The 24,639-nt window shown below is 72.1% G+C and carries 24 protein-coding genes; 11 read left to right on the top strand and 13 right to left on the bottom strand.

Annotated features, from left to right (window positions below):
• Positions 1 to 28: 28 nt before the first annotated feature.
• The gene (locus tag NOCA_RS23990) at positions 29 to 610 is read left to right on the top strand and encodes a hypothetical protein (protein ID WP_011757875.1); all 582 of its coding nucleotides are present in this window, start codon (positions 29 to 31) and stop codon (positions 608 to 610) included.
• Positions 611 to 783: 173 nt separating this feature from the next.
• On the opposite strand, the gene NOCA_RS23995 is transcribed toward NOCA_RS23990, so the two are convergent.
• Both NOCA_RS23995 and NOCA_RS24000 read right to left on the bottom strand, forming a co-directional pair.
• Positions 784 to 1,686: a sigma-70 family RNA polymerase sigma factor gene (locus tag NOCA_RS23995; protein WP_011757876.1), complete on the bottom strand. Its 903-nt coding sequence runs from the start codon at positions 1,684 to 1,686 to the stop codon at positions 784 to 786.
• Between the two features lie 209 nt (positions 1,687 to 1,895).
• On the bottom strand, positions 1,896 to 2,360 hold the full coding sequence (locus NOCA_RS24000; protein WP_011757877.1) for an SRPBCC family protein: 465 nt from the start codon (positions 2,358 to 2,360) through the stop codon (positions 1,896 to 1,898).
• 121 nt (positions 2,361 to 2,481) lie between these two features.
• Between NOCA_RS24000 and NOCA_RS24005 the strand changes: the two genes are divergently transcribed.
• Positions 2,482 to 3,315 (top strand): class I SAM-dependent methyltransferase, encoded by an 834-nt coding sequence (locus NOCA_RS24005; RefSeq protein WP_011757878.1) that lies wholly within the window; start codon positions 2,482 to 2,484, stop codon positions 3,313 to 3,315.
• Positions 3,316 to 3,601: 286 nt separating this feature from the next.
• Here NOCA_RS24005 and NOCA_RS24010 read toward each other — a convergent pair whose 3' ends face one another.
• Together NOCA_RS24010 and NOCA_RS24015 are read right to left on the bottom strand one after the other, a co-directional pair.
• Positions 3,602 to 4,867: a dihydrolipoamide acetyltransferase family protein gene (locus NOCA_RS24010; RefSeq protein WP_041548272.1), complete on the bottom strand. Its 1,266-nt coding sequence runs from the start codon at positions 4,865 to 4,867 to the stop codon at positions 3,602 to 3,604.
• Positions 4,868 to 4,886: 19 nt separating this feature from the next.
• Positions 4,887 to 7,067 (bottom strand): alpha-ketoacid dehydrogenase subunit alpha/beta, encoded by a 2,181-nt coding sequence (locus tag NOCA_RS24015; protein ID WP_011757880.1) that lies wholly within the window; start codon positions 7,065 to 7,067, stop codon positions 4,887 to 4,889.
• A gap of 143 nt (positions 7,068 to 7,210) precedes the next feature.
• Here NOCA_RS24015 and NOCA_RS24020 point away from each other — a divergent pair, with 143 nt between their 5' ends.
• From NOCA_RS24020 to NOCA_RS24050, 7 genes are all read left to right on the top strand, one after another.
• Positions 7,211 to 7,711 carry a VOC family protein gene (locus NOCA_RS24020; RefSeq protein WP_011757881.1) on the top strand — a complete coding sequence of 167 codons (501 nt, stop codon included), beginning with the start codon at positions 7,211 to 7,213 and terminating at the stop codon, positions 7,709 to 7,711.
• Entirely contained in the window at positions 7,704 to 8,345 is a 642-nt protein-coding gene (locus tag NOCA_RS24025; RefSeq protein ID WP_011757882.1) for a GntR family transcriptional regulator, read from the top strand. The genes NOCA_RS24020 and NOCA_RS24025 overlap by 8 nt, the downstream gene beginning before the upstream one ends.
• Positions 8,342 to 8,794, top strand: a complete 453-nt coding sequence (locus NOCA_RS24030) for a (2Fe-2S)-binding protein (protein ID WP_011757883.1) — start codon at positions 8,342 to 8,344, stop codon at positions 8,792 to 8,794. Before NOCA_RS24025 ends, NOCA_RS24030 begins: the two co-directional genes overlap by 4 nt.
• The gene (locus NOCA_RS24035; protein WP_011757884.1) at positions 8,791 to 10,803 is read left to right on the top strand and encodes a xanthine dehydrogenase family protein molybdopterin-binding subunit; all 2,013 of its coding nucleotides are present in this window, start codon (positions 8,791 to 8,793) and stop codon (positions 10,801 to 10,803) included. Before NOCA_RS24030 ends, NOCA_RS24035 begins: the two co-directional genes overlap by 4 nt.
• A 64-nt stretch (positions 10,804 to 10,867) precedes the next feature.
• Positions 10,868 to 11,500, top strand: coding sequence for a hypothetical protein (locus tag NOCA_RS24040; RefSeq protein ID WP_011757885.1), 633 nt, complete (start codon positions 10,868 to 10,870; stop codon positions 11,498 to 11,500).
• A 100-nt stretch (positions 11,501 to 11,600) separates the two neighbouring features.
• Complete coding sequence (locus tag NOCA_RS24045; protein WP_041546904.1) at positions 11,601 to 12,518, top strand: NADP-dependent oxidoreductase; 918 nt, start codon at positions 11,601 to 11,603, stop codon at positions 12,516 to 12,518.
• A 38-nt stretch (positions 12,519 to 12,556) separates the two neighbouring features.
• Positions 12,557 to 12,898 (top strand): DUF2200 domain-containing protein, encoded by a 342-nt coding sequence (locus NOCA_RS24050; protein ID WP_011757887.1) that lies wholly within the window; start codon positions 12,557 to 12,559, stop codon positions 12,896 to 12,898.
• Positions 12,899 to 12,904: 6 nt separating this feature from the next.
• Here NOCA_RS24050 and NOCA_RS24055 read toward each other — a convergent pair whose 3' ends face one another.
• Positions 12,905 to 13,513 carry a dihydrofolate reductase family protein gene (locus tag NOCA_RS24055; protein WP_011757888.1) on the bottom strand — a complete coding sequence of 203 codons (609 nt, stop codon included), beginning with the start codon at positions 13,511 to 13,513 and terminating at the stop codon, positions 12,905 to 12,907.
• 89 nt (positions 13,514 to 13,602) lie between these two features.
• On the opposite strand from NOCA_RS24055, the gene NOCA_RS24060 reads away from it, so the two are divergent.
• Complete coding sequence (locus NOCA_RS24060) at positions 13,603 to 14,949, top strand: MFS transporter (RefSeq protein WP_041548274.1); 1,347 nt, start codon at positions 13,603 to 13,605, stop codon at positions 14,947 to 14,949.
• A 3-nt stretch (positions 14,950 to 14,952) separates the two neighbouring features.
• Here NOCA_RS24060 and NOCA_RS24065 read toward each other — a convergent pair whose 3' ends face one another.
• Genes NOCA_RS24065 through NOCA_RS24100 form a run of 8 tightly spaced genes read right to left on the bottom strand, consistent with a single transcriptional unit; the run spans position 14,953 to position 22,556 of the window.
• Positions 14,953 to 15,186, bottom strand: a complete 234-nt coding sequence (locus tag NOCA_RS24065) for an aldehyde dehydrogenase family protein (protein ID WP_011757890.1) — start codon at positions 15,184 to 15,186, stop codon at positions 14,953 to 14,955.
• 30 nt (positions 15,187 to 15,216) lie between these two features.
• The gene (locus NOCA_RS24070) at positions 15,217 to 16,689 is read right to left on the bottom strand and encodes a hydrogenase large subunit (protein ID WP_083768239.1); all 1,473 of its coding nucleotides are present in this window, start codon (positions 16,687 to 16,689) and stop codon (positions 15,217 to 15,219) included.
• Positions 16,686 to 18,116 carry a proton-conducting transporter transmembrane domain-containing protein gene (locus tag NOCA_RS24075; protein ID WP_041546907.1) on the bottom strand — a complete coding sequence of 477 codons (1,431 nt, stop codon included), beginning with the start codon at positions 18,114 to 18,116 and terminating at the stop codon, positions 16,686 to 16,688. The genes NOCA_RS24070 and NOCA_RS24075 overlap by 4 nt, the downstream gene beginning before the upstream one ends.
• Positions 18,116 to 18,778 carry a hypothetical protein gene (locus NOCA_RS24080; RefSeq protein WP_011757893.1) on the bottom strand — a complete coding sequence of 221 codons (663 nt, stop codon included), beginning with the start codon at positions 18,776 to 18,778 and terminating at the stop codon, positions 18,116 to 18,118. Before NOCA_RS24080 ends, NOCA_RS24075 begins: the two co-directional genes overlap by 1 nt.
• Entirely contained in the window at positions 18,778 to 19,728 is a 951-nt protein-coding gene (locus tag NOCA_RS24085) for a respiratory chain complex I subunit 1 family protein (RefSeq protein ID WP_011757894.1), read from the bottom strand. The genes NOCA_RS24080 and NOCA_RS24085 overlap by 1 nt, the downstream gene beginning before the upstream one ends.
• The gene (locus tag NOCA_RS24090) at positions 19,725 to 21,719 is read right to left on the bottom strand and encodes a proton-conducting transporter transmembrane domain-containing protein (RefSeq protein ID WP_011757895.1); all 1,995 of its coding nucleotides are present in this window, start codon (positions 21,717 to 21,719) and stop codon (positions 19,725 to 19,727) included. The genes NOCA_RS24085 and NOCA_RS24090 overlap by 4 nt, the downstream gene beginning before the upstream one ends.
• 19 nt (positions 21,720 to 21,738) lie before the next feature.
• Positions 21,739 to 22,227 carry an NADH-quinone oxidoreductase subunit B family protein gene (locus NOCA_RS24095; RefSeq protein WP_011757896.1) on the bottom strand — a complete coding sequence of 163 codons (489 nt, stop codon included), beginning with the start codon at positions 22,225 to 22,227 and terminating at the stop codon, positions 21,739 to 21,741.
• The gene (locus tag NOCA_RS24100) at positions 22,224 to 22,556 is read right to left on the bottom strand and encodes an ArsR/SmtB family transcription factor (RefSeq protein WP_011757897.1); all 333 of its coding nucleotides are present in this window, start codon (positions 22,554 to 22,556) and stop codon (positions 22,224 to 22,226) included. The genes NOCA_RS24095 and NOCA_RS24100 overlap by 4 nt, the downstream gene beginning before the upstream one ends.
• 121 nt (positions 22,557 to 22,677) lie before the next feature.
• Between NOCA_RS24100 and NOCA_RS24105 the strand changes: the two genes are divergently transcribed.
• On the top strand, positions 22,678 to 24,531 hold the full coding sequence (locus NOCA_RS24105; protein WP_011757898.1) for a phosphoenolpyruvate carboxykinase (GTP): 1,854 nt from the start codon (positions 22,678 to 22,680) through the stop codon (positions 24,529 to 24,531).
• Positions 24,532 to 24,639 lie beyond the last annotated feature (108 nt).

Here is a 24,639-nt window from a genome sequence, read left to right on the forward strand (position 1 = left end):
ATGAGTGAACCCGAAAGAAGGACCCCCCATGAAGCGCTCGATCCTGCTCAGCATCGCCGCCACCGCGACCGCCGCCGCGTCGCTGTACTCGGTCGCCCCCGCGCAGGCCGGCACCAGTGCCAACGCCCAGGTCACGCTCGAGAGCAAGGTGTGCAACCAGATCGCCCGGATCGATGCGGCACTGACCCGTGTCGAGCACGCTTCCGCGATGCACCGGCTCGACGCCGACGTCCGGGCCGAGGTGCGCGCCAACATCGACGCCGACCAGTCCGCGCTGGCCGACCTCTCGGTCCAGGTGAGCACCGCGGACACGGTCAGCGAAGTCCGGGCCATTCGCGCCGAGGTACTCGCCTACCGAACTGTCGTCTACGCCCAGGCCGTGGCCGCCCTCAACGCTGCTGACGACCTTGCCGAGCAGGTCGACGGCTCCCGCGAGGACTTCAGCCTGGACCTGTCGGTCCTGGCGATGCTCGACACCGCTCAAGCGTCCGTGGATGCATCGGTCGACGGTGCGGTGTCGTTGAGCGCCACCAGCGGACAGGCCGAGGTCCGGGCGGTCCAGGCGGACCTTCGCGCCGCCGCCCGCGCGTACGTCACGGCTGTCAACTGAGTCACCCGTGCAGGCACGAACGTTGCAGTAGAGCGACGAGGGGCCGCACCCGCCCGTGGGTGCGGCCCGTCGTCGGATGTTGAACTGGGACCTCGACGCAGTCGGGGTCCCAGCTGACATTTCAGGGACGCAGCACCAGGCGAGCTTCGTCCTCCTGTGTCAGTTCAGTCCCGTCATCCGTCACCAGCAACGAGTTGGACACGGCACGCCTCCGACGCTGCCGATAGCGCCAACTCCCCGTGGGGCGCGCTCAGCTGGTGCAATCCGCGGGCGGCGTACCGGGCGGCGACGGCGCTGGTGTAGGCGAGCCGGCGCCGAGCCGCGACACCGTCGGGGTTCGGGTGCGGCGTGGCCAGGTGCGGGTCGAAGGCCTCGGCGAGGGCGTCGCGCAGGAGCGCCAGCGCCTCCGTCTGCAACCGGGAGATGCGCGACTTGCTGACCCCGAGTTCGGCGGCCAGCTCGGCCATCGGCCGCTGCGCGATGAAGTAGCCGCGCACCACGTGGCGCAGCCGCTCGGGGAGCTCCTCCACGGCGGCCGCGAGGTACTGCGCGCGCTCGGCGCGCAGCGCCTCCTCCTCGGGGCCGGGGTCGCGACCGGCCAGGCTCTCGACGAACCCCGCGTTCGGGCCCGCGTCGAGCGGCAGCACCACGGCCCGGGCCACCTCGGAGTCGGCCTTGCCGATCTCCTCCGGGGTGATGCCCAGGGCCTCGGCGACCGCGGCGTCGTCGGGGAACTGACCCAAGGTCGCGGCCAGGCGGGCCCGTGCCGCCTCGATCTCCCGGGCTCGACGACGTACCGAGCGCGAGGCCCAGTCCACCGAGCGCAGCTCGTCGACCAGGGCGCCGCGGATCCGAGTGCTCGCATAGCCCGCGAACGGCACCCCGCGCTCGGGGTCGAAGGCGCGGGCGGCCTGGACGAGCGCGAGGAGGCCTGCGGAGTGCAGGTCGTTGCGGTCCATGTACGACGGCACCCGCGCCATCGTCTCGCGCACCAGGTGCGCCACCAGCGGCACGTGCTCGACGGCGAGCTGGTCGCGCTCCGCGGTCGTCAGAAGGGTGGAACGGCCCGAGTTCACGCGAGTAGTGACACATATCCGGACCGGTCATGACGCAATACCCGCGGGACGCGCCCGGGAATAGCCCGGGAGACCACCCACTCGGTAGAAGTCGTCTTCCGAGGCGTGCCGAACGAGCCATGCCGTCACCATTCGAACGGACCATGCCGCGAACAGGCATCTCGCAGTCGCGAGCCACGCCCGATGGCCCTAACGGACTACCTCCACCATCAGCGACGGCTGGTGACGTACTGGTCCAGATTGTTCAGGGTGGACGCGAAGGCTGCGAGATGGTCCTCGGTGGAGATGCCGTCGGGAACGTCGGTCGCCGTGATGGTGACGAGTGTCCCGCCGCCGACCGGCTCGAGGGACCAGGTCATCGCCATGGTGCCCGACAGGTCCGGGTCGTCGGAGACGAAGCCCGCTTCCTCGACGATGCGACGTGGCCTGTCGACGCTGGCGAACCTCACCTCGACCACGTCCGTGTTCGCGCCGGACTTGCCCGGCGTCGACGCGTCGTCGTAGGTCAGCGTCATCCGGTAGCCGCCGCCGGGCCGGGCGTCGAACCAGGCGAAGCGGCCGGTCATGCCGGCGGGTGGCAGCCAGACCGTCCTGGCCTGTTCATCGACAAGGGCAGCGAACACCTCGTCGGGCGGTGCGTCGATGACGGCCCTTCCTACGTCGGTGTGGCCCATCCGGGCAGCGTAGGGCCCGGGCGCAAAGCGTCGCGACCGATGGCCGGGCGGATCGAGGACCAGGCGGATCGTGGCCAATCGGCTCATGGACGGGGCCTCAGCTCGGTGCCACGATGACGCGGTGAACGAGGTGAACCAGGTCTCGAGCTTCTACAGCGGTCCACGAGGGCTGGTCGCCGCCATCGGCTCGGCACTGGACGCGGCCGGCATGGAGAGGGCATCACTGCGCCCCGCCGACCTCGCACCCGTCGACGAGTTCCACATCCGCGGCCGTGCGGCGTCGCTGGAGATCCTCGAGGCACTCGGCCTCGATGCCGACTCCCACGTGCTCGACCTCGGCAGCGGGCTGGGCGGGCCCGCCCGGACTCTCGCGGAGCTCTCCGGATGCACGGTCACCGGGGTCGACCTCACCTCGGAGTTCTGCGAGGTCGCGACGGCGCTCTCGCAGTGGACGGGCCTGTCCGACCGCACCCGCTTCCAGGCCGGCGATGCGACGGCCACCGGCCTTCCGGACGCGGCGGTGGACGCGGCGCTCACGGTGCATGTGGGCATGAACATCCCCGACAAGGCTGCGCTGTACGCCGAGGCCTTCCGGGTGCTCCGACCCGGCGGCAGGTTCGTCGTCTACGACGTCCTCCAGGGTGAAGGCGGTGAGGTCCGATACCCCGTGCCCTGGGCCGACGACCCGTCGACGAGCTTCCTCGCGACCCCCCAGGACATGCGTGGACTGCTCCCGGAAGCGGGCTTCGAGCTCATCTCGGAGGCGGACTCCTCGGACGAGAGCCTCACCTGGTTCCAAGAGATGCGCGCCCGGATCGAACGCGACGGACCGCCTCCGGTCACGTTCGCGGCCTTCCTCGGCGACCGGTTCGGCCAGATGGCCGCCAACCAGGTCGCCAACCTCGCCGAGCGGCGCATCCGCACCGTCATGTACACCTGCTCGAGACCGACCTGATCGTCGTCAGGCGACGGCGAAGTCGGGGGCGAGTTCGATGTGGATGGGGCTGTGCCAAAGCTCGACGATCAGGGGCTTGCGCGGCGGGGTCGGCTGATCGTCGATCGGGGTGCCGGCCTGTACCGCTCCGGGCCCGGGTCCGTTGGACGGCACTTCGAGGCTTGCTGCGCTCGCACCTCAACCACCGCGACGGCGACCGGAGCCAGCTGTCAGGGCACGAGGCCCTGCCTCCACTTCCGGGGTCCCGACAAGCTCGACCACCGGCTCACGAGCTCGACCAGCGGTGTCAGGCGAGGATGCGGGCGGGGTGCTCGACGAGGTCGACGAAGGCCGCGAGCCAGCGGGCGGCGACCACGCCGTCGACCGGGCGGTGGTCGACGGAGAGGGTCACGGTCAGCACCTTGCCGGGGACGACCGCGCCGTCCTCGACCACGGGCTCCTCGCGCACCGCGCCGACCGCGAGGATCGCGGCGTGGGGCGGGTTGATGATCGCTGCGAACTCCTCGACCCCATACATTCCCAGGTTCGTGACGCTGATCGTGCCGCCCTCGAGCTCGTCCTGCTTGAGCCGGCCCTCGCGGGCGCGGGCGGCCAGGTCCTGGACCTTCGCGGCGACGGCGGTGACGGTCAGGGACGTCACGTCGCGCAGCACCGGCGTGACCAGACCGCGGTCGGTCGCGACCGCGACCGCGACGTCGACCGAGGAGAACGACCGGACCGCATCGGGCGTCCAGACCACGTTCATCTCGGGCACCCGGGCGTGCGCGGCCGCGACCGCCTTGACCACCAGGTCGTTGAGCGAGACTCGGGTCTCGGCGCCCTCGTTCAGCTCGGCGCGCAGGTCGACGAGGCGATCGGCGCGCACCGTCGCCCGCAGATAGAAGTGCGGCGCGGTCTGCTTGCTCTCCGCCAGCCGGTTGGCGACGGCGCGCCGGAGCCGGGAGTGGGGGACGTCGACGGGCTCGACCTTCGAGGCACTGCCCTGGGTCGGTGCGGGGGTCTCGACGACGCTCGCTGGCGCTCGCTGCTCGACCACCGGCGTGGCCGGGCGCGCGGCGACGGCGGCCTCGACGTCGCGGCGCAGGATCCGGCCACGCGGACCGGTGCCGGCGATCTCCTCCACCGGGATCTCCGCGAGCCGCGCGAGCCTGCGGGCCAGCGGGCTGGCGAAGACGCGGTGGTTGCTGCCCTGCGTCGGTGCGGGGGCCTCGACAGGCTCGACCACCGGATCGACAGGCTCGACCAACGAGCGGCGCTCGGGGAGGACGTGGTCGACGGGTTCGGCGACACCCAGCTCGGCGAGGACGGCGCCCAGGTCACCGACCGCCTCGCCGGGCGCACCCAGGACGGCGATCGGCGCACCGACCTCCACCAAGGCACCGGGCGGCACCAGCGTCTTCAGCACGACGCCGGCGTCCTCGGCCTCGACGTCGACCAACGCCTTCTCGGTCTCGACGGTGGCGATCGTGTCGAGCGCGCCGAACTCGGCGTTCTCGGAGACCAGCCACTCGGCCAGGACGGCCTCGGTCGCGTTCGCGGCGACCTCGGGCATGCGCAGCACCCGGGGCACGTCAGTACCTCGCGATCTCGGCGAGCTCGGCGATGACCTCGTCCTGCTGGGCGATCGCGGCCCGCTCGAGCACCTTGCTGATGCTCGGCGACGCCTCGGCACCGGTCACCCGTCGGACCGGGGCGTCGAGCAGGTCGAAGAACCGCCGGTGGATCTCGTCGGCGAGCCAGCCGCCGTACGACGTCCCGACCGCGCCCTGCTCGGCGATCAACACCTGGTTGGTCTTGGTCAGGCTCTCCTCGATCGTGTCCCAGTCGATGCTCGCGCGGTCCAGCCAGCGCAGGTCGATCACCTCGGCGTCGACCTGCCCGAACTCCTCGACCGCGCCCAGCACGAACGGCACCATCCCGAGGTAGGTGAGGATCGTGACGTCCTTGCCGGGACGCCGGATCGCGGCCTTGCCGACCGGCAGGCAGTAGTCGTAGTCGTCGACCGGCCCCGGGCCGGTCGAGCCGTAGAGGTCGACGTGCTCGAGCACGACCACCGGGTCCGCGCAGCGCAGCGCGGTGTTCATCAGCCCCACGTAGTCGTACGGCGTGGACGGCGCGACGATCCGCCAGCCCGGGTTCGTGGCGAAGATGCCGGCCGGGTCCATCGAGTGCTGCGACCCGTAGCCGGTGCCCATCGCCACCTTGCTGCGCAGCACCAGTGGGACGCCGGACGCCCCGCCGTACATGTGCCGGGCCTTGCCGATCTGGTTGAACAGCTGGTCGGCCGCGACCCACATGAAGTCGGCGTACATGAACTCCACGACCGGCGTGTAGCGACCGTCGAGCGCGATGCCGCCGGCCAGGCCGGTGAACGCGTTCTCGCTGATGGGGGTGCCGAGGATCCGGCCGGGGAACAGCTCGGTGAGGCCACGGGTGGCGCCGTTGGTGCCGCCGTTGAGCCGGTGCACGTCCTCGCCCATCACGACGATGCCCTGGTCGGTCTCCATGCGGCGGCCCATGACGGCGGCGACCGCGTCGATGAACTTCGTCTCCTGCACGGGTACGGCGAATCCGTCGGCCGCGACGATCCGGGCGCCGTCGAGCTCGCTGAGGTCGCCGCGCACGCCGACGTCCACCCAGTCCGGGTCGGGCCACTCCGCGGGCCGGATCCGGCGCTGCCCGGGCTTGCCGTCGGGCAGCGGCTCGACCAGCTCGCGGCCGATCTCCTCCATCACGGCCTTGGCCCGGGTGATCGCCTCGGCGGTCTCCTCGGCGGTCATGATGCCGCGCCGCTCGAGGTGGGCGGCGGTCTGCGTGAGCGGGTCCCGGGCGCGCCAGGCCCGCTCCTCCTCCTTGTCGCGGTAGCCGAACGCGCTGCCCGCGAACCCGCCGTTCTGGTGGAAGAAGCGGTAGGTGTCGACCTCGACGACGGTCGCGCCCCGGCCACGCCGCATGTGCTCGACGGCCTCGGACATCGCGAGGTGCACGGCCAGCGGGTCCATCCCGTCGACCTTCCAGCTGGCGAGGTTGAAGCCGAGCCCGCGCGCCGAGAGCCGCGGCTCCGCGGTGGCCTCGTCGACCGACGTGGACACGGCGTACCGGTTGTTCTCGATGAAGAAGCACACCGGCAGCGACCAGGCGCCGGCCAGGTTCATGGTCTCCAGGGTGGAGCCGATGTTGACCGCCCCGTCGCCGAAGTAGGTCACCGACACCGCGTCGGTGCCCGCCTGGCGGTGCGACCACGCGAACCCGGCCGCCTGCGGGACGCCGCCGCCGACGATGGCGTTGGTGCCCATCGCGCCGGCCTCCTTCCACTGCAGGTGCATCGACCCGCCGCGACCGTGGCTCCAGCCGCGGTCCAGGCCGCAGATCTCGGCGAGGGTGCGCAGCAGCACGTCGCGGACCTGCTCCGAGGGCGCCTCGAGCGGGTCCATCCCCTTCGGCTCGACGTGGTGGAGCGCCTTGGCGAGGAACTGGTGGTGGCCGCGGTGCGACCCGTTGACCGAGTCGGCGCTGGTGAGCGCGAGGACCGACCCGACCGCGCCGCCCTCCTGGCCGATGCTGGAGTGGGCGGGGCCGTGGATCAGGCCGCTCGCCGCCAGGTCGAGGACGTACTGCTCGAAGGTCCGGATCCAGACCAGCTGGGCGTAGATCGTGCGCAGCAGCTGCGGGTCGGCGGCGTCCCAGTCCGCCTCGGTCGCGACGACCTCGACCCACGGCGACGCGGGGGCGAGGGGGTGGTGCTCGGGCATGCGGGCGCTCCTAGGCCGGGGGTGCTGCGATCCACGATGACACAGAATTGGATCCAAAATCCACCCCACGAAGTGATGGACGCCACGTCCTTGGCGTGCTTTGCTGGCACCAGAGCATAGATCGGATCCGAAAGGAGTCGCGGATGGCGTTGCCCGGCCTGCGCCGCCTGGACCACGTCGGGTTCACCGTGCCCGACCTCGAGCAGGCACACCGGTTCCTCGTCGACGTCCTCGGCTGCGAGTACCTCTACTCCCTCGGACCGTTCCGGCACGACGACGGCGACTGGATGAGCGAGCACCTCAACGTGCACCCGCGCACCGTGATGGTCGAGAACCGGTGGTTCCGCTGCGGCGAGCAGGCCGTCTTCGAGGTCTTCCACTACACCGCCCCCGACCAGCAGCAAGCGATCCCCCGCAACAGCGACATCGGCGGCCACCACGTCGCGTTGTACGTCGACGACCTGGACGCGGCGGTCGAGCACCTGCGCGGCCACGGGGTACGCGTGCTGGCCGGGCCGACCGCCAGCAAGGGCCCGGCCGAGGGCAACCGGTGGATCTACTTCCTCAGCCCCTGGGGGATGCAGTTCGAGCTGGTCTCCTACCCCGGCGGGAAGGCCTACGAGCGGGGGCCGGCCGATGGCTGACGTGAGCAGCGCCCGGGTGGCGGCGTACCTGCGCGAGGCGATCCTCGGCGGCGACCTGAAGCCGGGGATGCGGATCCGCCAGGAGGAGATCGCCGAGCGGCTCGGCGCCAGCCGGCTCCCCGTGCGCGAGGCGCTGCGGATCCTCGAGGCGGAAGGGCTCACCGAGAGCGAGCCGCACAAGGGCGCCCGGGTGCCCCGGCTGAGCCAGCACGAAGTCGAGGTGATCTACCGGATGCGCGAGCGGCTGGAGCCGCTGGCGCTGGTCGAGAGCCTGGCCCGGCTCGACGCGGCCGACCACGAGCGGCTCGAGGAGGTGCAGCGCCAGATCGAGGCGAACGGCGACGTGGAGAAGTTCCTCGACCTGGACCGTGAGTTCCACATGCTCACCTACAGCGGCTGCGCGATCGAGCCGCTGAACCAGAACGTCGTACGGCTCTGGAACTCCACCCAGCACTACCGCCGGGCCTACGTGGCGATGGGCGGGCAGAACCGGATGTGGGTCGTGAACGCCGAGCACCGGCTGATCCTCGACGCCGTCGTCCGCCGCGACGCCTTCGACGCCGAGCGCTACCTCGAGGGCCACATCCGGCGGACCCGCAACGAGCTCGCGCACCACCCCGAGGTGTTCGAGTGAACCTCACGATCAACGGCCGGGAGGTCGCGCTCACCAGTGACCGCGAGACCCCGCTGCTCACCGCGCTGCGCGACGAGCTCGGCCTGGTCGGCACCCGCTTCGGGTGCGGCCAGGGCTTGTGCGGCGCTTGCCACGTCAACGTCGACGGCACCGTGCTGCCGTCCTGCCAGACCCCGCTGTGGCAGGTCGAGGACCGGTCGGTGACCACGGTCGAGGGGCTCTCCCGCGACGGCGCACCGCACCCGGTCCAGCAGGCGATCCTCGACCACCAGGCCGCGCAGTGCGGCTTCTGCATCTCCGGGATCGTCGTGCGCGCCGCCGCCCTGCTCGAGGAGGAGCCGGACGCCGACGCCGACCGGGTCGCCGAGGCGCTGGACGGCCACCTGTGCCGCTGCGGTGCCCAGCGCCGGATCGTCGCGGCCGTCCTCGCCGCGCGGGGAGAAGCATGAGCGACCTGCCGGCCCACGTCGTCACGAACCCACGCCTCGGCGCCTGGATCACCGTGCCCCCGGACGCCGCGCAGGTGCAGGTCCACGTCGGCAAGGTCGAGCTCGGCCAGGGCATCGTCACCGCCCTCGCGCAGATCGCCGCGGACGCGCTCGCCCTTCCGTTGAGCCGGATCCGGATGGTCCCGGCCGACACGACCCATGGCCCGGACCAGGGCCTGACCGCCGGCAGCCTGTCGGTGTCCCAGACCGGCCCCGCGCTGCGCCACGTCGGCGCCGCCGTGCGCGCGCTGGCCGATCCGTCCACGGAGGGGTACGTCGCGCGCATCGCCGCGCTCGACCCCGACACGGACTTGCGCGTCGCCCCGACCGCAGACTCCGTCACGTCAGCGGCGGTCGGGTGCAGCACACCCCGGTTGGACCTGCCCGACAAGGTGCTCGGCCGGCCGCGCTACCTCGCCGACCTGCGCCCCGAGGGGCTGCTGCACGGGCGGGTGCTCCGGCCGCCGTCGGTGGGTGCCCGCCTGGTCGGGCTCGACCCGGACTGGAAGGCGCCGGGCGTCGAGCTGGTGCGCGACGGCTCGTTCCTCGGCGTGGTCGGCGAGCGCGAGGTCGACGTCGACCGCGCGCTGGAGCAGCTGGGCCGGGACTGCCGATGGGACGAGCAGGACCTGCTGCCCGACGAGGACGACCTGCCCGCCTGGCTGCGCACCGGCCCGCACGAGGAGATCCCCCTGCTCGACGAGGGCGGACCGGAGTCGGCCGCCCTGACCGCGTCGTACTCCAGGCCGTTCCTGGTGCACGCGTCGATCGCGCCCAGCGTCGGCCTCGCGCAGTGGACCGACGGGGTCGTGCGGGTGTGGAGCCACAGTCAGGGCATCCACCCGCTGCGGGCCGCGATCGCGCAGGCGCTCGCGCTCGATCCGGCTGCCGTCGAGGTCGAGCACGTGGAGAACGCCGGCTGCTACGGGCACAACGCCGCCGACGACGCCGCGTTCGACGCGGTGCTGCTGGCGCGGGCGGTGCCGGGTCGGCCGGTGCTGGCCCGCTGGACCCGGCCCGACGAGCTGACCTGGGCGCCGCTGTCCTCGGCGATGACCGCCACCGTGTCGGCCGGGCTGACCGAGGGCCGGATCACCGGCTGGTCCTACGACGTATGGAGCCAGGGGCACACCTCGCGGCCCGGGTTCCGCAGCACCCCGGGGCTGCTCGCCGGCGCCTCCCTCGCGACCCCGGTCCCGCTGCCGCCGCCGAGCGACCCGCCGCTCGCGACCGGCGGCGGGACGACCCGCAACGCAGTCCCCCTCTACGACGTCGGACCACGCCGGATCGCCGGGCACCGCAAGGCCGAGACGCCGCTGCGCACCTCCGCGATGCGCGCGTTGGGCTCCTACCTCAACGTGTTCGCGATCGAGAGCTTCATCGACGAGCTGGCGGAGGCGGCCGGGGCGGACCCGGTCGAGTTCCGCCTGGCGCACCTGTCCGACCCGCGCGCGACCCACGTGGTCGCGGCCGCGGCCGAGCTGGCCGGCTGGTCCGAGCCGTTGCCCGAGGACGTCGGCCGCGGCCTGGGCTTCGCCCGCTACAAGGACAAGGGCGCCTACTGCGCCGTGGTCGCCGAGGTCACGGCCGCCTCGACCGTGGAGGTACGCCGGCTCACCGTCGTCGCCGACCTCGGGCTGGTCGTGAATCCGGACGGTGCCCGCAACCAGCTCGAGGGCGGCGCGACCCAGGCGACCAGCTGGACCACCACCGAGCGGGTCCGCTTCGACCGGCGCCGGATCACCAGCGACGACTGGGAGAGCTACCCGATCCTGCGCTTCGCACAGGCGCCCGCCATCGACGTGCACCTCGTCGAGAGCACCGCACCGTCGGTGGGCTCCGGCGAGGCGGCGCAGGGTCCCACCGCGGCCGCGATCGCCAATGCGGTGCACCGCGCGATCGGCGTACGTGTGCGCGACCTGCCGCTCGATGCCGAGGCGATCGTCCGAGCCATCGACCAGACCGCATGACCAAGACCGCATCACCAAGCCCGAAGTGAAACCAGCACGAAGTGAAACCAGAGAGGGAACGACCATGACGAAGAAGCCCCGGATCTCCTACGTCCCGTTCGAGGACATGGACGAGCAGATGCAGGCCGAGATGCACCGCGCCGCCCGCGAGGGCACCCCGCGCCCGGAGAGCAACGCGGTGCGCGCGCACGTGCCCGCGGCGTTCTGGGCGTTCGCCAAGCCGTGGGAGGAGATGTTCCGCAACGGCGTGTGCGACCACGCGATCAAGGAGCTGTGCCGGGTCTACATCTCGCGCACCGTGACCTGCGAGTTCTGCGGCAACCAGCGCTCGATCAAGGGCGGCCAGGAGGGCCTGGTCGAGGGGCAGTACGACGACCTGCTCAACTTCGAGTCCTCGGACAAGTTCGACGAGCGGCAGAAGGCCGCGCTCGCCTACGCCCAGGCGATCGCCTGGAACGAGCAGGACCGCGACGGGCTCTGGGACCGGCTGCACGCCCACTTCAGCGAGCCCGAGCTGGTCGAGCTCGGTTGCTGCATCGCGCTGACCTTCGGCCAGCAGAGCTGGATCCGCCTGCTGGACATCGACCACCACCAGTACATGGCGGGCACCGACGGCTCGATGGCCCCCGGCTTCGAGACCGCCGAGGCGCTCGCCGAGTCGAAGGCGCGCGAGGACTACTGGGCGACCGCGAAGTAGGAACGCCCCCGGATGCCCGGGACGTCATGCGGACGGTGTCACCGCTTGCTCTGTCCGCATGACGTCCTGCAGTCAGGTGGCGAACCGTAGCCTCGACCGCATGGACCTGCACTGGATCGCCACCGCGCCCGGAGAGCTCAGCCTGGTGGAGTACGACGTACCGCCACCCGGACCGGGCGAGGTGACGATCCAGGTGCGGGCCGCCGGGGTGAACCCCGCGGACCACAAGCACGCGGGCCGGGCCGCGGAGTTCCCGCGACCGGTCGGCTACGAGGTCGCGGGCGTGCTCACGGCGATCGGGCCGGACACCGAGATCGCGTCGGGTGGTGGCGCGGTCGGTGACGAGGTGGTCGCCTTCCGGGTGAGCGGCGGCTGGGCCACCGCGCTCACCACGAACGCCGCGGACGTGTTCGCCAAGCCGGCGTCGCTGGACTGGGCGGAGGCGGCCAACCTGCTGCTGGCCGGCGCGACCGCCGCGGACCTGCTGCAGGTCGTGGGCGTGAGCGCCGGGGAGACGATCCTGGTGCACGGCGCCTCCGGCGCGGTGGGCGTCAGCGTCCTGCAGCAGGCGGCGCTGCTCGGCGCGCGGGTCGTCGGCACCGCGAGCCCGGGGAGCTTCGACCGGGTCGAGAGGTACGCCGGCGTCCCGGTCGCCCACGGCGACGGGCTCGAGCAGCGGGTCCGTGCGGCGGCGCCGGAGGGGATCGCGGCCGCGCTGGACTGCATCGGCACGGACGAGGCCGTCGACGTGTCCCTCGCCCTGGTCGGCGACCGGAACCGGATCGCCACGATCGCCGCGCCGCAGCGGGCGCAGGCCGAGGGCATCATCGCCATCGGTGGCGCCCACCCGAACAGCAAGGCCTACCGCGACCAGGTCCGCCCGCACCTGCTCGCCCTCGCCGCCGACGGCCGGCTGGAGGTCCCGGTCGCCCGCACCTTCCCGCTCGCGGACGCCCTGGAGGCCGTGGCGCTGCTGCGCGGCGGCCACCCCGGCGGCAAGCTCGCGCTGCTGCCGTAGGGCACGACTAGTAGCGTGTCGCTACTAGCCTGGACGCCGTGAGCCGGATCTTCAGCACCAGCGTCGCCTCGGTCTACCCGCACTACGTGACCAAGGTGGAGAGGAAGGGGCGCAGCCGGGTCGAGCTGGACCAGGTGATCGAGTGGCTGACCGGGTTCGACGAGGCGGCCCTGGCCGAGCACCTGGCGGCCGGCACCACGTTCGAGGACTTCTTCGCCGAGGCCCGGCTCAACCCGGCCGCCTCCTCGATCACCGGCACCGTGTGCGGCATCCGCGTCGAGGAGGTCGAGGACCCGCTGATGCGGCAGATCCGCTACCTCGACAAGCTGGTCGACGAGCTCGCCAAGGGCCGGCCCATGGAGAAGGTCCTGCGCACCTGAGAGCCCTCAGCCATGCCTGACGGCGTACCGCACGTGCGTCGCGTACGGCGAGCTCCAGGTGCCGAGCACCTCGAGGTCGAGGTCGGACGTGTTGCCCTCGAACAGCCGCTTGCCGCCCCCGAGGACGACCGGCGCCGTGGAGATCGCGAGCTCGTCGACCACGCCGGCACCCAGCCCCTGACGGATCAGGTCGCCGCCCCCGCCGAGTGAGACGGCGCCGTCGCCGGCGAGCTCGCGCGCCCTCGCCAGCGCGGCGTCGAACCCGTCGACGAACACGAAGCCGGCCGCCGGGTCGGGCTGGTCCTCGGTGCGGTGGGTGAGCACGACCAGCGGGCCGGGGAACGGGTTGGCGCCGCCCCAGGCGCCCGCGGCCTCGTACATGCCCCGGCCGACGATGCCGCAGCCCAGGTCGGCGGTGAGCGCCTCGAAGAACTCCCGGTCGGCGCCCCGCATGCCGTCGGTGTCGTGGCCGTCGTCGGCGTACGTCCAGGGCCCGCCCATGACCCAGTAGTGCAGCCGCTCCCCCCCGACGCCGAGTCCCTGACCCGGCCGGTCGTCGGGCCCGACGTAGTAGCCGTCCACCGAGGTGGTGATCGCTGCGATGACCTTGCTCATGTGAGGTGAGACCGCTCAGCGAGAGCGGACTCATCGCCCGCGGAAACTCGCACGACAGGTGTCGGTGCTGCGGGAGAGGATCTGCGGTGATGTTCACCGCCCTCCTGCGCCACGCCAAGCCACCCACGCCCCTGGCCGGCCGGCTCGCCGTCCAGTCGCTGCTCTTCGCCCTCGGCGAGGGCACCTTCATGACCGGGTCGGCGGTCTTCTTCACCCAGATCGTCGGGCTGTCCGCCGCCCAGGTCGGCCTCGGCCTGACCATCGCCGGCGTGGCCGCGTTCCTGCCCGCGCTGCCGATGGGCAAGCTCGTCGACCGGTTCGGACCGAAGCGGATGTGGGCGGTCAGCGCCACCGGGCAGGCCGCGATGTTCTCGCTGTGGCCGTTCATCACCGACTTCCGGGGCTACGTCTTGATGGCGGTCGGCATGGAGGTGATCGGCTCGCTCGGCGGCGCCGCCCACGGCGCGTACACGATCGACGTGCTCGCGGCCGACGAACGGGTCCGCTCACGGGCCTACATGTACTCCGCGCTCAACGTCGGCTTCACCCTCGGCTCGCTGCTCGGCGGCATCGCGCTGGCGTTCCACTCCAACGACGTCCTGCACGCGCTGCCGTGGTTCACCGCGGCGGTGTTCCTGGTCAACGCCACCGCGATCACCCGGCTGCCCCGTGCCCCGCACGACGACCGCACGCCCGAGGACCGCCGGACGAAGGTGCCCGGGCCGGGCCCGCTGCGCAACCTGGGCTGGCTGCTCACGACGTTCTTCACCGGCGTCTTCTGGACCAACCAGGTGCTGCTCAACATCGTGATCCCGCTGTGGCTGGTCCAGGAGACCGACGCCCCACGGGTGCTGCTGGCCTTCCTGTTCGGCACGAACACGGTGATGTGCATCTTCTTGCCGATGGCGGCGGCGCGCGGGGTCAAGGACGTCACGACCGCGCTGCGCGCGATCCGGCTGTCGTCGACGTTCTTCGTGATCTCGTGCCTGATCACGCTGGCGACCCACGACACCATCGGCTGGACCACGATCGCGCTGGTCTGGCTGGGCCACGTCACCGTGACCGGCGCCGAGCTGTACCTGTCGGCGGCGAGCTGGGCGTTCGAGGCCGAGCTGATGGATCCGCGGCAGCGCGGCGCCTACCAGGGCGCCGCCGAGTTCAGCGGCACCTTGGGCCGGGTGTGGGCGCCCGCGGTCTACACGTTCCTGGCGATGAGCTGGGGCGCCGCCGGCTGGCTGGTGATCGCGGGCATCGTCGTGGCGGCCACGTTCGCCATCCACCCGTCCACCCGGCTGGCCCGGCGGTTCCTGGAGGAGCACGTCCCCGTCGACCTGCTGGCAGACGCCCGGGCCTCCACCCCCGACGCCGAGGACGGCGTCGCCACCGGGCCGCCCTCGCTCATCGACACCGAGGAGCCGGTGACACCACTCCCCTGAGGCTCACCAGGTGACGGCGACGTACTTCGACTCCAGGTAGTCCAGCATCCCCTCGTGGCCGCCCTCGCGGCCGACGCCGGACTGCTTGGTGCCGCCGAACGGCGCGGCCGGGTCGGAGACCAGCCCGCGGTTGAGGCCGACCATGCCGGAGTCGAGCTGCTCGCTGATCCGCAGGCCGCGGGCCAGGTCGCGGGTGTAGAGGTGAGAGACCAGGCCGTACTCGGTGTCGCTGGCCATCCGGATCGGGACGCCTGCCCAGCACGACCCCTACAGGTCGTTGCCGGCGTACGACTGGTTGAAGCTCTTGTTGGCGAGCGGGAAGTCCGGGACGATCGTGTCCGCGAGCGCGATCGGGAGCGCGGGCCAGTTGAAGAACGACGGGTCGACGATCTTGACCCGGCTCAACCGCCCGGAGGGGTCGATCTCGACCCTGTGCGCGATGGTGCCGCGCCAGCCTTCCACCAGGCCGAGCCCGTGCCCGCCACCCGGGGCCGAGGTGTGGCTGTCGACGCCGGTGCCGCTGCTGAGCCGACGTACGAGGTCGCCGGCAACCGCCGCGGAGACGGCGATCTCGCGCACCCGGACCCGGTACCGGGCTAGCACGTCGCCCCCGGTCTCGACGACGACGTGGAACCGGTCGCCCAGGTCGACGAAGGGGTGGTCGCGGCGCGCATCGCGGTCGATGCCGGAGGCCCGGGCCACATAGCCGAGGGTGCCCAGGTCGCGCGCGGACTCCGCGGCGAGGACGGCGGTCCCGGTGAACCGGTCGCGCACGGTCGAGTTGCCGAGCGTGATCTCCGCGAGCTCCGCGACCTCGGCGGCGACCGCCTCGAGGGCGGCCGGGTCGGGGAGCGCGTCGATCCGGGTCCCACCGATGCCGACCCCACCTCGCAGCAGGCGGTGGCCCGTGGTCGCCTTGTTCAGGCGCAGCAGCGACTCCCGGATCCGCAGCGCGTGGGTGTTGACGATCCCGTAGCCGACGTCGTTGGCGAGCGCGCCGAGGTCGGCCGCGTGGTTGTGCATCCGCTCCAGCTCGAGCAGCAGCGCGCGCCCCAGCCGGTCCCGCTCGGGGACCTCGATGCCGAGCGCGTCCTCGACGGCCGTCGCGAAGGCGGTCGTGTGGCCGACGGCCGTGTCCCCGCTGATCCGCTCGGCGAGCTCGACGGCGTCCTCGGGCCGGCGGCCCTCGAAGAGCTTCTCGACCCCGCGGTGGACGAACCACAGCCGGGCCTTCAGCCGCAGGATGGTCTCGCCGATGACCGAGAACCGGAAGTGACCGGGCTCGATCATGCCCGCGTGCACCGGCCCGACAGGGATCTCGTAGACCCCGTCGCCCTCGACCTCGAGGAACGGGAAGGCGCCGATGTCGGCGTCGAACGGCGGCGGCGGTCCGGCGTCGCGGCGCATCGGGTACCAGCCGCGCGGCCAGTGGCCGTGCCGCACCAGGCGCCGGGGCAGCGGGTGCCCGGACGGCGTGATGCCGTACAGGTCGCGCAGCTCGCGCTCGAACCGGCCGGTGGCGTAGTCCAGGTAGGCGAGCGACGGGATGGTCGGCTCGTGCCTCGGCACCCGCAGCACCAGCTCGACCGGCGCGTCGCCGGGTCGCACCAGGACGTACACGACCCGGAAGCCGTCGTCGTCCTCCACACCGGAGACCAGCGCCACCCGGAAGCCGTCGGCCAGCCGGGCTCCGAGGGTCGGTGCCAGGTCGGCGGCGCTCACGTCGTACGTCGTGCTCACGATCCCCCCAGCACGGACGCGGCCCGGTCCAGCAGGGTGGCGAAGGGCCCGGCGACGAAGCCCACGACGCCGGTCGCGGCCAGCGCGAGCACGAGCGGGAGGCGTGGGCCGTACGGCGCCCGGTCCGGGTCGGTGGCGGCGGCAGCGCCGCCGAAGAGCATCGCCACCACGTGGCGCGACATCGCCACGAACATCACCAGAAGCATCAGTACCGCGACGGCCATCGCCCACCCGAGTCCCTGCTGCACCCCGCCCACCACGATCGCCACCTCGGAGAAGAACAGGCTGAAGGGCGGCAACCCGAGCAGCGCCACCACGCCGACCAGGAACGGGACTGCGACGCCGGGGCGGCGGGCGACCAGCCCGTGGATGTCGGCCATCGTCGTGGTGCCCTCCGCCGCGAGGATCCGGCCGGAGGCCACGAACGTGCTCGACTTGGCCAGCCCGTGGCCGAGCACGTGCAGCAGGGCGCCCGCGATCGCCAGCCGGCCGCCGGCGGCGGCGGCCAGCGCGAGCAGCCCCATGTGCTCGATGCTGGAGTAGGCGAGCATCCGCTTGAGGTCACGCTGCCGGATCACCAGGAGCGCGGCGAGGGTGAGCGACAGCAGGCCCGCGGTCACGAGAAGTCCGCGCATCAACCCGGTGCCGATCACCGGCGTGGCGATGGCCTGCACCCGGAGGATGGCGTAGAACGCGACGGCGAGCAGCACGCCCGACATCAGCCCGGACACGGGTGCGGGCGCCTGACTGTGCGCGTCCGGGAGCCAGCTGTGCATCGGCGCCAGGCCCGCCTTGGTGGCGAAGCCGAGGATGGCCAGCGCGGCCGCGACCCGGACCACCGACGGGTCCAGGTCGGGGTGGGTGGTCGCGAGCACGCTCCAGGACAGGGTCGGCTCGCCGGCGGACCGGGTCGCGGCGTAGAGCAGCACGATGCCGAGGAACGCGATCGCGACGCCGACCGAGCCGAGGACGACGTACTTCCACGCGGCCTCGATCGCGCGACGGGTGCGGTGGTGACCGACCATGAACGCGGTCGCGATGGTGGTCGCCTCGACGGCGATCCAGAGCACCCCGAGATTGTCGGCGAGCACCGCGAGCGACATCGCGCCCAAGAACAGCAGGGCGAGCACCGAGTAGACGTGGTCCCGTGGCCGGAGTGGGTCCAGCGCTCCCCAGGCCGCGGTGAGGCCGACCGAGCCGATGACGGTGAGCATGAACGCCGAGAGGGCGTCGACGCGCAGCAGGCCGTCGAGCGCGGTCGGTGTGTGGTCGTCGAGCGCCACGCCCACCAGGGCCAGGCCCGAGCCGAGCACGACGACGGCAGCCGCGACGACGGCGTACCGGCTGAGGAACCGGTTCCGCAGGATCGCGGTGGCGGCGGCCAGCACCGCGCAGGCAGCCAGGGGGAGCAGGACGAGGATGGCCATCAGTCGCGCAGCTCCGAGAGGTCGTCGAGATCGGCGTCGCCGAACTCGGTGCGGATGTGGCTGGTCAGCACCTGCAGGATCAGCACCACCAGCAGCACGTCCAGCGACACGCCGAGCTCGACGACCAGCGGCACACCTCCCGCGATGAGGAAGGCGACGGTGGCGATGCCGTTGTCGAGCATGAGGAAGCCGAGCAGCTGGGAGACCGCGTGCCGCCGGGTCGCGAGCACCAGCATCCCGTAGAGCACGAGGGCGATGCCGACCGGCACCGCTGTCGTCGTCGGCCCGTCGCCCAGCGTCAGCAGCGGCCGGCTCACGAGGTAGGCCAGCATGGTGAGCAGCGACAGCGCGATGAGGGACGACGTGGTGTTGATGACCGGCGTCTCCTCGCGGACGCCGACGCCGAGCCGGGCGACGGTACGGATCAGGATCCGTGGGAGCACGACGGCCTTGAGGACGAGCACCAGTGCGGCGACCGCCAGCAGCTCGGCGTCGTCCTCGTGGAGGCCGAGCACCAGGACCAGGACTGCCAGCGCCACCCCCTGCGTGGCCAGCAGCGCGACCTGGGCGTGCAGGGAGCGCCTCCACACCAGGAGGACGGCGGACAGCAGCAGGACCCCGGTGCTGAGACCGACCAGCTGCGCGAACGTCTCCGCGGCCATCAGCTCGCCACCAGGTAGGACGCGGTCACCGCGAGGAGGGCGAGCACGAAGGAGCCGGCAAGCAGCTCGGGCACCCGGAACAGCCGCACCTTGGCCAGGAACACCTCGACGGCCGCCAGCAGCGCGCCGATCAGCGCCAGCTTGAGGACCAGCGCACCGACGGCCACGACCAGGCCGAGGGCCGTGACCTCGGTCGCGACCCCCCAGGGCGCCAGGAGGGTGGCGAGCAACCCGAGCAGGGCCCCCAGGCGCAGCCACGAGCCGAGCTCCAGCCAGGCCAGGTCGCGACCCGAGCTCTCCAGGACCATCGCCTCGTGGACCATCGTCAGCTCGAGGTGGGTGGAGGGGTTGTCGATCGGCAGCCGCGCGGTCTCGGCCACGATCGCGATCGCGAGCCCCAGCAACGCCAGCAGGCTGACCGGCGACCAGATGGTCGCCGGATGGTCGAGACGTGCCTCGACGATGTGGGACAACACCGACGAGCCGACCGGGATCGACAGCGCGTACACCGAGACCAGGACGGTCGGCTCCACCAGCGCCGCGATCATCATGTGCCTGCTGGACCCCATGCCGCCGAAGGCCGTCCCGGCGTCCAGGCCGACCAGGGCGAGCGCGACGCTCCCGATCAGCAGCGCGGCGACCACGACGAACAGGTCGTTGGGCACCCGGTCGAGCGTCGCCGTCCCGAGCACGGGCGTCAGCGCACACAGCAGCAGGCTGGACGCGACCAGCACCAGCGGACCGGCCGCCGAGATCCAGCTCACGCCGTCGGCCGTCAACGGCTCCTTGCCCAGCAGCTTGCGCAGGTCACGCCACGGCTGCAGGACCCCCGCGCCGGCGCGCCCCTCGAGGCGGGCCCGCACCTGTCGCATCACGCCCACCAGCAGCGGGGACAGCGCCACCAGGACCGCCGCCTGGACCACCGTCACCACGACCGCGCCGGCGCTCACAGCGCGACCACCACGAGCACGGCGACCAGGGCGGCGAAGGAGTAGCCCAGGTAGCGATGGATGCTGCCGTTCTGCAGCCGGCGCGCCGCGGCCCCGACACGGTCGCCGACGCGCAGCACGGGCTGGTAGAGCCGGGTCTCGACGACCTCGTCGAGCCGCTGGCGGAACTGCACGCGCTCGACCAGGTAGCGGGACTCGCTGTAGTGGGTGACCACCACGTCGCGCTCCGGCCGGACGGCGTCGTCGAACACGCGCGCCAGGGGTTCGGCGTACGACGTCGCGGTGTACTGCATCCGCGGGCTGACCCGCGCGCCCCCGCACCCCCAGGCGAGGTCCACCCGGCGCCGCCGGCGGCGCCGTGCCGCGGCCAGCGCGACCACGCCGACCGGCGCCGCGAGCAGCACCGCCAGGACGGACACGGCGACGGGATCGAGCACGCCGCCCGCGATCCCGGGCAGGTCGACGGCCACCTCTGACCCGGGATCGGCGACACCCGCGGCGCGCCCGGCGAGGTCGGCGAGCGGGCCAGGAACCAGGCCGAGGCCGACGACGGCGACCGCGGCCACGAGCATCGCCGTGCGCATGCCGGGTGTCGCCTCCCGGGCCTCGGCGGCACCGGACGAGCGGGGCCGGGCCAGGAAGGCGATCCCGTAGGCCTTGACGAACGTGAGCAGCGCCAGCCCCGCCGTGAGGGCGACGACGGCGACCGAGATCGGCATCATCGCCGCGACCAGTCGATCGTCCGGACGGGCGCCGTGGATCAGCGACTGGAGCAGCGTCCACTCGGCCACGAAGCCCACGCTCAGCGGGAGCGCCGCCGCGCCCAGAGCGCCGAGAGCGAACGCCACGTTGGTGACCGGCATCCGGGCCGCGAGACCCCCCATTCGGTCCAGGTCCCGCTCACCGGTGGCGTGCAGCACGGCCCCCGCGCCGAGGAACAGTGCGGTCTTGAAGGCGGCGTGACTGGTGAGCAGCAGCAGGCAGGCGACGAGCGCCGCGTCCGCCGGGGCCGAGACATCGTGGGAGCGCAGGAGCATCGCCGTCCCGAGCGCGAGGAACATCAGCCCGACGTTCTCGGTCGTCGAGTACGCGAGCAGGCGCTTGAGGTCGCTGGTGACCGAGGCCTGGAGGATGCCGTACGTCGCGGACACCGCGCCGAGTGCCACCACGACGAACCCCCACCAGGTGGGGCCGCCCGGCAGCAGGCGGAGCGCGACCAGCAGCGCGCCGTACACCCCCATCTTGACCATCGCCGCGCTCATCACCGCGGAGACGTGGCTCGGCGCGGCCGGGTGGGCCCGGGGCAACCAGACGTGGAACGGGACCGCGCCCGCCTTGGTCGCGAAACCCGCGATCAGCAGCACGAAGGCGATCGACGCCTGGAGGGACGTGGGGTCGACGGCGCTCATGGCGTCGAAGCCGGTGCCGCCGCCCTCCTCCACGAGCACGGTGAAGCCCAGCAGCAGCAGCCCGAAGCTCAGGTGGGTCATCGCGGCGTACCAGAGTGCCGCGGACCGCACTTCCTCTCGGTCCCGGTGCTCGGTGAGGACCAGCACCGCCGAGGCGAGCGCCATCAGCTCCCACATCAGCAGGAACGAGACGGCATCTGCGGCCGCGGGCACCAGCTGCATCGAGACCAGGAACGCGGGGAGCGCCGCCCAGGAGGTGCGCGAGGCGGCCGGTCCGTGTGCGTAGCCGATCGCGAAGACGGCGGCCACAGCGCCGACCGCTCCCGCGACCAGCATCACGAAGCCGCCGAGCGGCGTGGGGTCGAGGGCTACGCCCGTGAGGGGGAGGGCCGTCGACAGGTCAAGCGAGCCGGAGTGGTCGGTGAGCGCGGCGGCGCCGGTCACCACGCCGGCCGCGCCGACGGCGGCGGCAAGTGTCCCCGCCACCAGGTTGCGCAGCCGGGGCGGGGCCAGCACCGCGGCCGCGACGGCTGCGGCCGCGAGCACGACCTGCGCGGTCATGCCCAGCTCGACACCGGTCACCGTCGACCCATCCGCAGGCTCACCGTCCGGTCACCCGGCGCAGCGCGTCGACGATGGCGGCCGGCTCGGGCGGGCAGCCCGGGACCTCGAGGTCGACGTCGACCGCGTCGTGCACGGCGCCGGCGACGCCGTACCCGCCCTTGAAGGCGCCGCAGTTGCGGGCGCAGTCGCCCACGGCCAGCACGAGCCGCGGCCGCGGCGTGGCCTCGACGGTACGGCGCAGCGGCTCGAGCATGTTGTGCGTCACCACGCCGGTGACCAGGACGACGTCGGCATGTCGTGGCGAGGCGACCAGGCGTGCGCCGTACCGCTCCGCGTCGTAGACCGGGCCGAAGGCCCCGCCGACCTCGATCTCGCAGCCGTTGCACGACCCGGCGTCGACGTGCCGGATCTGCACGCTGCCGGCCAGCTCGGTCGGACGGCCGGGGTGGCCGTCGGGGAGCGCCGGCGCCGGCTCGGCGATCCGCCCGGTCCGGCGGATCAGCCCGGCCAGTCGGGCGAGACTCATCGGGGTTCGCCGCTCTCGAGCTCCGCCCGCAGCTCGACCTGCACCGGGAGCAGCCGCAAGATGCGCCGGGCGGCCAGGAGCAGGTCGCTGGTCTCCGGGACATTGATCGAGTAGACGACCTGCCCGCCCTCACGCCGCTGGACGACCAGGCCGGTGTGACGGAGCACCGCGAGCTGCTGGGACAGGTTGCTCGGCTCGATCACGATCTGCTCGAGCAGCTCGTGCACCGCGTGGTCGCCCTCGGAGAGCAACTCCAGGATCCGGATCCGGGCCGGATGGCCGAGCGTCTTGAAGAGCTCTGCCTTCGCCTGGTACAGCGGCAAGCTCACGTCGCAGTCATCCCCTCGTCGGTCCCCGGATATCTCAAAGTGAAGGGTACATGAGTTGAAGAGGTCTTCAATCCGATAGCCTCCGCGAATCTGCGCGAAACCCAACCGGAAGGCAGGCACGATGGTCGAGGTCGAGGTCGAGGTCGAGAAGGTGCTGGACGCGGCGGGTCTGACGAACCCACACGTCCGCGAGTACGTCGCACACTGGGCGGCGGTGACCGGCGCCGCGAGGATCGAGGTCGTGTCCGCGGCCGACGACGCCCGGCTGATCGCCGAGTCGCTCGCGGCCGGCGAGCTGCTCCCGGCAGGTGAGGGCCGGTACTACTCGCGCTCCTACTTCAAGGACACCGCGCGCGCCGAGGAGCGGACGATCGTCGCGACCTCCGACGAGAACGACAAGGGCACCTACAACAACTGGAAGCCCGCCCCGGAGATGAAGGCGAAGCTGGTCGAGCTGATGACCGGCGCGTCGGCCGGCAAGACCATGTACGTGATCCCCTACCTGATGGCGCCGGCGGGGTCGCCGCTCGACCGATTCGCCGCGGGCGTCCAGCTCACCGACAACCGCAACGTGGTCCTGCAGATGATCCGCATGGCCCGGGTGGGCCTGGAGGGCGTCGACGACCTGGGCAACGACTTCGTCCGGGCAGTGCACGTCACCGGGGACCTGGAGCACCTCGGCCAGGGGACCGCGGAGGACCTCCGCTACTTCGTGACCGTCGCCGACGAGCGCACGATCCTGCACTTCGGCTCGTCGTACGGCGGCAATGCGCTCCTCGGCAAGATCGCCCACGGCCTGCGCCAGGGTTCCTACGACGGCTGGAAGAACGGGTTCCTCGTGGAGCAGTTCATGCTCCTCGGCATCACGGACAAGCAGACCGGCCGGAAGTACAACATCTGCGGCGGCTTCCCGTCCGCATCGGGCAAGACGAACCTCGCGATGACGCTGGCGCCGGACGCCCTGGGAGACCGCTACTACGTCGAGTTCTACGGCGACGACATCGCCTGGATCTGGGTCGACGAGGCTGGCGTGCTCCGCGGCTTCAACCCGGAGAACGGGGTCTTCGGCGTCGCGAAGGACACCAACGAGAAGACCAACCCGACCGCGATCGACTCGATCCACCCGGGCACCGGCGCGATCTTCACCAACGTCGCCTACAACGAGAAGACTCACGAGGTCTGGTGGGAGGGTCGCGGCGAGAAGCCGACCGCTGCCGATCCCGACTTCGGGGGCTGGCTGGACTGGAAGGGCGAGCGGATCGCCGACCGCGACCACGACCAGGCCGACGACCCCTGGGCGCACCCGAACTCCCGGTTCACCACCCAGCTCGGCAACGTCCCCAACGTCGCCACCGACTGGGACGACGCGAAGGGCATCGAGATCCACGGCATCATCTTCGGCGGCCGGACCCGAGACCGCGAGCCGCTGATCCGGGCGATCACCGACGTCGCCGAGGGCGTCTACGACGGCCTCACCCTCGGAGCCGAGGCAACGGCGGCCGCCGACGGTCTCGAGGGCGTGCTGCGCTACGACCCGATGTCGATGCGCCCGTTCATGTCCTACCCGGAGGCCGACTACGCCCAACACTGGCTGAACGTCATCGCCGGGGCGCGGAACAAGCCGATCTTCGCCCACGTGAACTGGTTCCAGCGCGGCGACGACGGCCGGTTCCTGTGGCCGGGCTACCGGGAGAACCTCCGCCCTCTGGTCTGGTTGATGCAGCTCAAGAACGGCGAGGTGACCGGCGTCGAAACCCCGGTCGGCATCCTGCCGAGCCGCGACGAGCTGAACCTCGACGGCCTCGATGAGCAGACCCTCGCCGACCTGGATGCGGTACTCACCATCGACGTCCCGCGCTGGAAGCAGGAGATCGGACACCGCACCAAGCACCTCGACCAGTTCGACGGCCTGCCCGAGGAGATCTGGGAGGCACACCGGCGGGTGTCCGACGCCCTCGACAAGGAAGCGGACTGACTGGCGACGCCGCGGGCCAGGGTGTGGGCACTCACCGCCGCCGGCCAAGACCTCTCACGCCTTGGCATACCGTCCCCGTGAAGGGCGGCAGATTCCTGCGGGTCCTCC

The organism is Nocardioides sp. JS614, assembly GCF_000015265.1.
Classification (GTDB): Bacteria; Actinomycetota; Actinomycetes; order Propionibacteriales; family Nocardioidaceae; genus Nocardioides.

What these genes read in the sequence shown, in the direction of transcription:
- NOCA_RS23990 (WP_011757875.1), top strand. Translation starts at nt 29, where the DNA reads ATGAAGCGCTCGATCCTGCTCAGCATCGCCGCCACCGCGACCGCCGCC.
- NOCA_RS24000 (WP_011757877.1), bottom strand. Translation starts at nt 2,360, where the DNA reads ATGGGCCACACCGACGTAGGAAGGGCCGTCATCGACGCACCGCCCGAC.
- NOCA_RS24010 (WP_041548272.1), bottom strand. Translation starts at nt 4,867, where the DNA reads ATGCCCGAGGTCGCCGCGAACGCGACCGAGGCCGTCCTGGCCGAGTGG.
- NOCA_RS24015 (WP_011757880.1), bottom strand. Translation starts at nt 7,067, where the DNA reads ATGCCCGAGCACCACCCCCTCGCCCCCGCGTCGCCGTGGGTCGAGGTC.
- NOCA_RS24020 (WP_011757881.1), top strand. Translation starts at nt 7,211, where the DNA reads ATGGCGTTGCCCGGCCTGCGCCGCCTGGACCACGTCGGGTTCACCGTG.
- NOCA_RS24025 (WP_011757882.1), top strand. Translation starts at nt 7,704, where the DNA reads ATGGCTGACGTGAGCAGCGCCCGGGTGGCGGCGTACCTGCGCGAGGCG.
- NOCA_RS24035 (WP_011757884.1), top strand. Translation starts at nt 8,791, where the DNA reads ATGAGCGACCTGCCGGCCCACGTCGTCACGAACCCACGCCTCGGCGCC.
- NOCA_RS24040 (WP_011757885.1), top strand. Translation starts at nt 10,868, where the DNA reads ATGACGAAGAAGCCCCGGATCTCCTACGTCCCGTTCGAGGACATGGAC.
- NOCA_RS24045 (WP_041546904.1), top strand. Translation starts at nt 11,601, where the DNA reads ATGGACCTGCACTGGATCGCCACCGCGCCCGGAGAGCTCAGCCTGGTG.
- NOCA_RS24055 (WP_011757888.1), bottom strand. Translation starts at nt 13,513, where the DNA reads ATGAGCAAGGTCATCGCAGCGATCACCACCTCGGTGGACGGCTACTAC.
- NOCA_RS24060 (WP_041548274.1), top strand. Translation starts at nt 13,603, where the DNA reads ATGTTCACCGCCCTCCTGCGCCACGCCAAGCCACCCACGCCCCTGGCC.
- NOCA_RS24065 (WP_011757890.1), bottom strand. Translation starts at nt 15,186, where the DNA reads ATGGCCAGCGACACCGAGTACGGCCTGGTCTCTCACCTCTACACCCGC.
- NOCA_RS24075 (WP_041546907.1), bottom strand. Translation starts at nt 18,116, where the DNA reads ATGGCCATCCTCGTCCTGCTCCCCCTGGCTGCCTGCGCGGTGCTGGCC.
- NOCA_RS24080 (WP_011757893.1), bottom strand. Translation starts at nt 18,778, where the DNA reads ATGGCCGCGGAGACGTTCGCGCAGCTGGTCGGTCTCAGCACCGGGGTC.
- NOCA_RS24095 (WP_011757896.1), bottom strand. Translation starts at nt 22,227, where the DNA reads ATGAGTCTCGCCCGACTGGCCGGGCTGATCCGCCGGACCGGGCGGATC.
- NOCA_RS24105 (WP_011757898.1), top strand. Translation starts at nt 22,678, where the DNA reads ATGGTCGAGGTCGAGGTCGAGGTCGAGAAGGTGCTGGACGCGGCGGGT.